The following is a 1,421-nucleotide window of genomic DNA, read 5'->3' as shown; positions in this document are numbered from 1 at the left end:
CGTCGCCGGTCTGCAGTATGTGGTCGAGGATGGCGAACAGGACAGCCTCAATCCGCTTGGCATCAACTGCCTGCGGCGCATGCCCGGATACGGACCGGTCATTTGGGGGACGCGCACGCTGGCGACCAAGGCCGATCCCGAATGGCGCTACGTGCCGGTCCGGCGCACGGCCATCATGATCGAGCAGAGCATTTTCAACGGCATCCAGTGGGCGGTGTTCGAACCGAACAACCATAACCTGTGGGCCTCCCTTCGCGGCAACATCGGTTCGTTCATGGACGGCCTGTTCCGGGCGGGGGCCTTCCAGGGCGAAAAGGCGTCCGATGCCTATTTCGTGCGCTGCGGCCTGGGGGATACCATGACCCAGGGCGATATCGACCGCGGCCAGGTGATCGTGATCGTCGGCTTTGCCCCGCTCAAGCCGGCCGAATTCGTCATTGTCAGAATCCAGCAAAAGGTTGCCCAACAATAAAGGAGGATACGGATGGCTGCTCCCCTTTTTTCCGTCAACGCCTATCGTCATGACCCCTACCGGACTTTCAAATTCCAGGTGGTCATCGATGGCAAGGTGGTGGCCGGGCTCAAGAAGATGAGCGCGCTCAAGAAGAAGACCGAACCGGTCAAATGGCGCGCCTCCAACGATCCCTCCCATGAGCGCATCATGCCCGGCGGCACCAGTTACGAGCCGGTCACGCTCGAGCAGGGCCTGACCCACGATCCGGTTTTCGAATCCTGGGCCAACCTAGTGAACAACATCGAGGGTGACGGCGGCATGTCGCTGAAGAATTTTCGCAAGGATGTCATTATCAATGTGCTGAACCTGCAAGGGCAGGTGGCGATCTCCTACCGGCTTTACCGGGCCTGGGTATCCGATTATCAGGCCGTGCCGGATCTGGATGCGGGCAGCATGAATACCGTGGGGATTCAGACCGTCACCCTGCAGCACGAAGGCTGGCAGCGGGATACCAGCGTTTCGGAACCCACGGAGTTCTGATGCGCCTGCCGGGTGGATTGTGGCATGACGGCCGGCGGCACCGTGAGGTCGGTTTCCGGCCGTTGACCGGGGCGGTCGAACTGGCCGTCGGCGAGGCGTTGCAGAGCGCCGAAACCCTGCCCGAGGCGACCACGATGATCTTGCAGGCCGCCTTGGCGCATATCGGGCGATCTGGCCCCCGAGGCACCATGGGTCGATGCGCTTTGCGTCGGCGATCGGCAATTTCTGGCGGTCTGTCTGGCCGGGTGGTTGGGCGAGGACGAGGCTTGGTTCACGGTCGAATGCACGGCCTGCGGCCAGCCTTTCGACTTTCCGCTGCGGTTTTCGGCCCTGCCGGTCAAGCCCGCCGGGCCGACCTATCCGTTTTGCGAAACGGACCTTGCCGCCGGTACCCGCCGCTGGCGCACGCCCAACGGGGCCGACCAGA

At 62.8% G+C, this 1,421-nt stretch carries 3 protein-coding genes; all 3 read left to right on the top strand.

Features of this window, described 5'->3' with window-relative positions; all coding sequences use genetic code 11:
- Positions 1 to 472 (top strand): phage tail sheath family protein (locus tag JCM12296_RS34830; protein WP_172684272.1); only part of this gene is annotated, 472 nt, incomplete at its 5' end.
- A gap of 12 nt (positions 473 to 484) precedes the next feature.
- Complete coding sequence (locus tag JCM12296_RS34825) at positions 485 to 994, top strand: phage tail protein (protein ID WP_054702771.1); 510 nt, start codon at positions 485 to 487, stop codon at positions 992 to 994.
- A partial coding sequence (locus tag JCM12296_RS39495) for a hypothetical protein (protein ID WP_218188453.1) occupies positions 994 to 1,421 on the top strand: 428 nt, incomplete at its 3' end. The genes JCM12296_RS34825 and JCM12296_RS39495, both read left to right, overlap by 1 nt.

It is taken from the genome of Desulfosarcina cetonica JCM 12296 (genome assembly GCF_001311845.1).
Taxonomy (GTDB): domain Bacteria; phylum Desulfobacterota; class Desulfobacteria; order Desulfobacterales; family Desulfosarcinaceae; genus Desulfosarcina; species Desulfosarcina cetonica.
Note: the sequence above shows the minus strand (reverse complement) of the source record. Positions and strands in the feature narration are given on the sequence as shown.

Excerpts from the sequence above, each read along its gene's own strand:
- JCM12296_RS34825 (WP_054702771.1), top strand. The coding sequence starts at position 485 with ATGGCTGCTCCCCTTTTTTCCGTCAACGCCTATCGTCATGACCCCTAC.